The sequence below is a fragment of the Kitasatospora sp. NPDC032757 genome (genome assembly GCF_055579305.1).
In genome coordinates this window covers 1-6,175 of record NZ_JBVINN010000085.1, presented here as the reverse complement: position 1 = coordinate 6,175, position 6,175 = coordinate 1, and the positions used below count along the sequence as shown (strand labels likewise).

General features: G+C 69.9%; 7 protein-coding genes and 1 pseudogene. 2 read left to right on the top strand and 6 right to left on the bottom strand.

Features of this window, described 5'->3' with window-relative positions:
* Positions 1-692: 692 nt before the first annotated feature.
* Entirely contained in the window at positions 693-1,034 is a 342-nt protein-coding gene (locus tag ACZ5WK_RS39965) for an ArsR/SmtB family transcription factor (RefSeq protein ID WP_465555447.1), read from the bottom strand.
* A gap of 18 nt (positions 1,035-1,052) precedes the next feature.
* Here ACZ5WK_RS39965 and ACZ5WK_RS39960 point away from each other — a divergent pair, with 18 nt between their 5' ends.
* Positions 1,053-1,544 carry a tautomerase family protein gene (locus ACZ5WK_RS39960; RefSeq protein WP_465555445.1) on the top strand — a complete coding sequence of 164 codons (492 nt, stop codon included), beginning with the start codon at positions 1,053-1,055 and terminating at the stop codon, positions 1,542-1,544.
* Positions 1,545-1,773: 229 nt separating this feature from the next.
* Here ACZ5WK_RS39960 and ACZ5WK_RS39955 read toward each other — a convergent pair whose 3' ends face one another.
* Both ACZ5WK_RS39955 and ACZ5WK_RS39950 read right to left on the bottom strand, forming a co-directional pair.
* The gene (locus ACZ5WK_RS39955) at positions 1,774-2,370 is read right to left on the bottom strand and encodes a Uma2 family endonuclease (protein ID WP_465555443.1); all 597 of its coding nucleotides are present in this window, start codon (positions 2,368-2,370) and stop codon (positions 1,774-1,776) included.
* Positions 2,367-2,795, bottom strand: a complete 429-nt coding sequence (locus tag ACZ5WK_RS39950) for a hypothetical protein (protein ID WP_465555441.1) — start codon at positions 2,793-2,795, stop codon at positions 2,367-2,369. The genes ACZ5WK_RS39955 and ACZ5WK_RS39950 overlap by 4 nt, the downstream gene beginning before the upstream one ends.
* A gap of 233 nt (positions 2,796-3,028) precedes the next feature.
* Between ACZ5WK_RS39950 and ACZ5WK_RS39945 the strand changes: the two genes are divergently transcribed.
* A complete protein-coding gene (locus tag ACZ5WK_RS39945; protein ID WP_465555439.1) occupies positions 3,029-4,081 on the top strand; it encodes a hypothetical protein in 1,053 nt (350 codons plus the stop codon).
* Positions 4,082-4,210: 129 nt separating this feature from the next.
* Here ACZ5WK_RS39945 and ACZ5WK_RS39940 read toward each other — a convergent pair whose 3' ends face one another.
* The 3 genes and pseudogenes from ACZ5WK_RS39940 to ACZ5WK_RS39930 form a co-directional block, all read right to left on the bottom strand.
* On the bottom strand, positions 4,211-4,465 hold the full coding sequence (locus ACZ5WK_RS39940; RefSeq protein ID WP_465555437.1) for a hypothetical protein: 255 nt from the start codon (positions 4,463-4,465) through the stop codon (positions 4,211-4,213).
* Complete coding sequence (locus ACZ5WK_RS39935) at positions 4,462-4,812, bottom strand: hypothetical protein (RefSeq protein WP_465555435.1); 351 nt, start codon at positions 4,810-4,812, stop codon at positions 4,462-4,464. The genes ACZ5WK_RS39940 and ACZ5WK_RS39935 overlap by 4 nt, the downstream gene beginning before the upstream one ends.
* A gap of 305 nt (positions 4,813-5,117) precedes the next feature.
* A pseudogene (locus ACZ5WK_RS39930) lies at positions 5,118-5,503 on the bottom strand (CRISPR-associated endonuclease Cas1); the annotation flags it as partial.
* Positions 5,504-6,175: the final 672 nt, after the last annotated feature.

Here is a 6,175-nt window from a genome sequence, read left to right as displayed (position 1 = left end):
CAAACGACTCCAGTACCGCCCCGACGTCCTCGACGGCTTCCTCGCCGGAACCGGACTCTCCCTCGACCTACCACCCTGAAAAGCCGAAGTCAGTATCGACGACGCTGACCCGGTCTTTTCGGACACTCCGCCCAGACCCGCCCGGTCACCCGATCAGTGGCTCCCATTCCCGCCGAAGTGGCCCCCGAACTCACCGAAGAGCACCCGTCCCGGGCGAGTACACCACCGCCACGAACGGTCTACACCCGGCTCCCGTTCACACCGAAGCAGTGGCTCTCATATGACCCGACAAAATCACCCATGCTGATTGTCGACCCCGGATCGCGCGTCGTGCCCACGAAGATCGACGACTTGCTCTCACCGCTGGCGTAGGCGTGCAGGTCGTTGAAGTCGGACTCCCACGGCTGTAGCCCACCGGGCGGCGCACACCGCCAAACACACCAAGAAGTGGCTTGCCGGCCACCCGCGCTGGACCGTGCCCCACGCCTCGTGGCTCAACTAAATCGAGCTGTTCTTCTCCGTCCTGACCCGCCGAGTCCTGCGACACGGCGACTTCTCCAGCCGCGACGACCTCATCGACAAGCTGGACACCTACGTCATCGGCCACAACGAGACCGCGAAGCCCTACAAGTGGACCTACGACGGGACCCCATTCAAGGTCACCTGATCAGCCCGGACACCCCAACGCGCACCTACGCGGAACTGCACTGGTCCGTTGCGGACTCGGCCAGGATCAGATCGAGGAGACCGGGGAACCGCCGGTCGAATTCGGGGCGGCGGAGCCGGTTGAGCCGGCGTGGTCCCTCGTCGCGCTGCTCGATGAGGCCGGCAGCACGCAGCACGGCGAAGTGGTGGCTGCGCGTCGCCTTGGTCACCGGAAGGTCGAACGTGCCGCAGGCGCGGGTCCAGTCAGGGGCGCCAGCCAACTCCCTGAGGATGGTGCGTCGTACAGGGTCGCCGACCGCGTCGAGCGCGTCCTGGAGCGACACCTCGGTCGGGTGGGCGTGGGTGAGGCTGCGGGTGCGGGCGGACATGGACCGATCCTCTACAGAGTGTTCGACGATCGCCATACACTGATATGGTCGATGTTCATCGAACACTGTAGCTGGGCTCTCCGGAAAGCGAGCGTTCTCATGCCTCTGGTCCGCATCGACCTGTCCGCCACCCGGCCGCCCGCCATCCGACGCGCCATCGCCGACGGCGTACATCAGGCCCTCGTCGACGCCATCGGCATCCCGGCCGGTGACCGCTTCCAGATCGTCAACCCGCACGATCCCGAAGAGCTGATCTTCGACCCGAACTACCTCGACGTGGCCCGCCGAGACGTCGTCTGCGTCCAGATCACCCTGGTGGCGGGTCGGCCTCGGGAGCTCAAGCTCGACCTGTACCGGCAGATCACAGCCAACCTGACCGATGTCGGCGTGCGGCCCGAGGACGTGTTCGTCACGCTCATCGAGAACGCCCTCGACAGCTGGTCGGTGGGCAACGGCAGGGCCCAACTGGTCGACCTGGGTGCCGTGGCGGGAGCGCGCGTCGAGCCGTGATTCGTCGCATCACGCCTGTCGTGCGCGCCGTGGCCGCAGGCCTGACTCTCAATACCCCTACGCGAACTTCTGCGGAGCACGCGACGGCCAGCCTGCTCGGCAGCCGTTGGGGGTGGTGGAGCTGCCGTGACCTGCTCCAACCCGCAACCTCCCGGCTGCCGAGACCGCCACGGCTGCCGACGGCCGGGCTCCTCGCCTGGAGGCCCGGCCGTAACGGTTGCGTGCGGCACTACCGGCGCAGTCTCGCCGGGTCGATGTCGAGGGAGAACGGGTCGGTGAGCGCGGTGCTCTCCCCGGGCTGGACCATCCGGTCGACGTAGAAGCCGTTCTCCAGGCGTCCCAGGTAGAGGCACGGAAGGGGCTCGAGTTCGAGGCGCCAGTAGTGCGGGATGCCGGCGGCCGCGTATAGGGCGGGCTTCAGCAAGGTATCGCTGACGCGGGTGGACGGCGTGGTGATCTCGATCGCGACCACCACGCCGCGTGCGGCGAGCACGACGCTGGCATCGGCGGCCGCGGCCGCGTCGCCGACTACCAGGTCCGGGATCAGCAGCCCGTCGGGGACGGTGACGTTGACGGCCTCCAGCACCTCGAACGGGGCCGACTCAGCCGCGCTGGCGGTGGCGAGCAGGGCCGCGAACCGGGATTGGGTTCGCTGGTACGCAACGTCAGGGTTTGGGGTCAGCAGCAGCGAACCCCCGGACAGTTCGATCCGGTGGTGGGTGACCTCGGGCAGGGCCAGGACGTCGTCCACGGTCCACGGCCCGAGGTGGCCGGCGAACGCGGGCGTTCTCTCTGTCGACGGGATGGCGGGGTGCGTCCGGCTCACGTCCGAGCCTTCGCGTCTGGGCCGGTGGCCGTGGCGTAAGCGTCGACGACGGCGGTGAGCAGGTTCGGCGGCAGGACCGCCGGGACCTCCTCGTGGTGGTCCTTGATGATCCGGTGTGGCCTGGTGGGGGCGTGAAGGACCGCGACCAGGCCGCGGAGCGGGAAGTCCGGTGCCAGGCCGGGGTCGGCAAAGGCCCGGATCATGTCGGTGGCCACGGGGTTCGGCTTGGACCCGGCCTGGTCGCGGTTCAGCAGGATCTGCAGGGATCCGTCCTGGCGCAGGGGAAGCCAGGCCAGGTTTCCGCCTTCGGCGCTGCCAGCCACAGCGGCCTCGATCGGGTACAGGTGCAGGCTCGTGACGAGGCCGGCCGGCCCGGGCACCAGTAGCAGGGTGCGGTCGGTGTTGATCAGGGCGGCGAGGACCACGGTGTGCAGGCTCTCGGGGCGTCCGGAACCTCAGGGACAACCTACTGCGCCGGCCGCTCGGGGAGCCGGTAATCGAACGACCGTAGCCCTCCTCATCGATGTGACGATGTGATTCCGGACAGTGATGATCGTGATCGGGTCAGCAGCTGGCGATCACTGCCCTGCTCCCCCCACTGCGCCGCCACCCTTGTCCCGGCACGGCCACGTGCCACACCCACAGGGGAGGGCAGTTGATGGGCACCGCCCGCCAAGTCGATCTTCTACGGACCGAAGTCGGCAACGGCTTCACCGAACTGCGTACCACCGGCGAGACCCTGCGCACCGAACTGGTGAAGGCCGTCACCGACGGCCTACACCACCACCGCGACGCGCTCATCACCGAGCTCACCAGGGAGCGGCAGGAGACGGAGACGGCGCACAGGGACAACCGGAAGCTGCAGCGCCAGCTCACCGAGACCCGCGACGAACTGCACCGCCTCCAGCTCCACGCGGCGGAAGCCAAGACCAGCACAGCCCAGACCACGGCCGAGGCGGTGGCGGATCCCGCCAGGCCGGCGGCGGATGTTGTACTTCCCGCCGAAGTCCTGCCGATCCTCCCTCAAACCGGCATCACGGAACCCGTCGACATCGCTGCGCCGGAGCCCACCCACCTCTTCGCGAAGGAGACCGCCGTGCCCGAGACCGCCCCCACCGAGGAGAGCAGCAGCCCGCAGGCCGGCATCACCGCCGAACAGGCCCACCAGCTCATCGAGCTCCTCGGCCGCCTTGCCCCCGCGCCGGCGGTCCCGGAGGAGCCGGCCGTCGAACAGGCTGCCCCGGTCGCCTCCGTCGATGCAGGAGGCGTTGCCGATTTGATTCCCGCCGTGCTTGCGTGGCCCGCCCACGTGGCCACGCTCCTCAAGGCCGCGGCCGTCAACACCGTCGCCGTCTCCTGCAACCCCCACACCTGGGAGTTCCTCCAGCAGCGGGTCGAGGGCGCCGAACACTTCGACAAGCAGAAGACCGTCCCTCTCCCCCGCGGCGCCGTCCAGGGCAACCAGGGCGACCAGGGCGACAACATCCTGTCGGGGCGCAGCGTGATCGCGCTGCTCAACGCCCTGCGCAGCACCGTGTACGCGGGCACGGGGCAGGAGGTGGAGACGTGGGCGTTGGCGGTCACCTGCTACGAGCGGATCGCCGAGGTGGTCAACGCCACGCGGCCAGCCGGTGACGACCAGCAGCTCGCCCAGCCCCGCATCGTCCTGGACGACCTCAGCGTGAGCAGGCAGGGCAGCGAGCACCACTGATCCGGGCAGGGTGGGACCGCCCTGACCGCCAGGGCCGAGGCACCGTACGCTGGATGGCCGGTCCCCCACGTCGACGAGCGTGGGGGACCGGCCATTTCGTCGTCGCAAGCGGCCAGTCAGCCTCGCCGGTCACACGGGTGGCGTGAGCTGGCAGACAACGACGAGCTCCAGGCGCGGGACGACGTAGTAGGCGAGCAGTCCGCCGGCGATGTCGAGGTAGCGCATTGGCTCGCCACTGCCCTGGTAGGAGGTGCCGTCGAAGTAGAGCGCCGCGGCGGCGCGGACCAGTTCGCCGGCCCGGTGTTCGACGGCGGCGAGGAAGTCGGCCGGCGCTCCGGCGGTGACGTGTTCGGCGCTGGGAAGGTACTCCCAGTTCCAGGTCACCCGGTCACCGTCGCGTAGGCGGCGCGGTAGAGCTCGACGACGGTGACGGCGTGCTCGCGGCACTCCTGGACGGTGCCGGCGTGGTTGGCGAGATAGTTCGCCCGGTGGTAGGCCTGCGCGGTGGCCGGGTGCCGTTCGATCTCGACGACAGCGGCCCAGTGGGCAACGAACGAGCGGATCGGCTGGACACTGCCGGTGGTGATGGCCTCGGCCATCGCCCTGGTCTGCCCGTCGATCATCTCCGGGAGGCGGTCCGCGGCGACCACGGCCAAGGCGGCCTTCAACGCGGCCGGGTTCTGCTCGGGCCGGGGAATGAGCTCGATTCCGTCGTGCACGGGCTGACTCATGGCAGCACTCCTCTTCTCGGGTGTGAGGCTACTCGGAATCGGCCAGGCGGTCGGCACCGTCACCCGGCACCACGGACGGGTGCCCACTCCGGCTTCCTGGCCGTGCGCAGCGGGATGTCGTGGCCGCAGGCGAGGGGGCGGCTGGGAATTACGTGATCGTCGACAAGGCCCGCTTGGCTCCAAGTCCTAGCCCAGACACCAGCCGCACACACATGGCATCGTACGGGCGGCGCGCCTCTTCCGGCCGACCAAGCAGACCAGCTACGTGCACACCAGCGCGGCTGACCCCCGCCTGCGCGGGGAGGCGCGGTGGTGGCGGTGGCGTTCATGGTGCCTTCGTACATGGCAGTGGCGACGGCGAGGCGTGTGGTGTCGTCTGCCCAGGCTCTGGCCTGGCGTTCGAGCCACGTGGTGCTGAGGGAGTCGGGGACGGTGGAGGCGTAGCAGCGGACGCCTCCGGATCCGGTGGCGATGACGGTGGTGCCGTGGCGGGCCAGGGTGGTGAGGGCGCGTGCGGTGATGGAGGTGCGGGGGCCGAGGAGGACGCAGCTGAGGGCCGCTGTGGGAGGTAGACGGTTTCGGTGCCGCGCTGGGGGCTGGTGATTTCGGCGCAGACGCCGGTGTCGTCCTGGACGATGCGGACGATGTCGAGGTAGAGGAAGGACAGCGAGTCGGCGATGCGGGGCAGCATCGCGACGGTCAGCTCGCGGTGGCCCCAGGCCTGGGCGTCCCAGGTGTAGCTGTCGCCAGCGTCAACCTGGACAATCCAGCTGCCCTTCCCGGGTCGCCTGGTACGCAGCCGCACCGCCTCGTACGCGGTCACGGTGGTCCTGGTGGTGAGCGCCCGGGGGTCGCCCGAACCGCAGGCCGGACACGGCGGACCGGGGTCTTCCAGCAGCTGGTCGCAGACACTGCACCGCACGGTCACCGGCGAGGCGGCCGACGGCCCGCCTTCCCTCTGCTGCGCACCGCGGACAGCTTGAGTAGCCGGACGTTCGGAGGACACCCGCGGACGGGGTGCGACGGAGCCGACAATGAGCATGACGCGCGTCACATGGACCTTTCCATGATTCTTTGCCGGATCGGCCCGCTCCCGGGCCCAAGGGTGGGGGAACCTCCCCCAGGAGACGGAGAAACGAGAACAGATGACCGCTGACGCCCGGGGCTGCGCCCTCTCGGCCGGGCTCGCCGCACTGCACGAACACGTCCCGGGGGGGGGGGGGGGGGGGGGGGGGGCGGCGGGGGGGGGGGGGGGGGGGGGGGGGGGAGGGGGGGGGATGGGTGGGGGGGGGGGGGGGGGGGAGCTGCCGTGAGGTCGGCGTCGACGCGGCGGGCTCCACCACCCGGGCGGCCGGCATCTCCG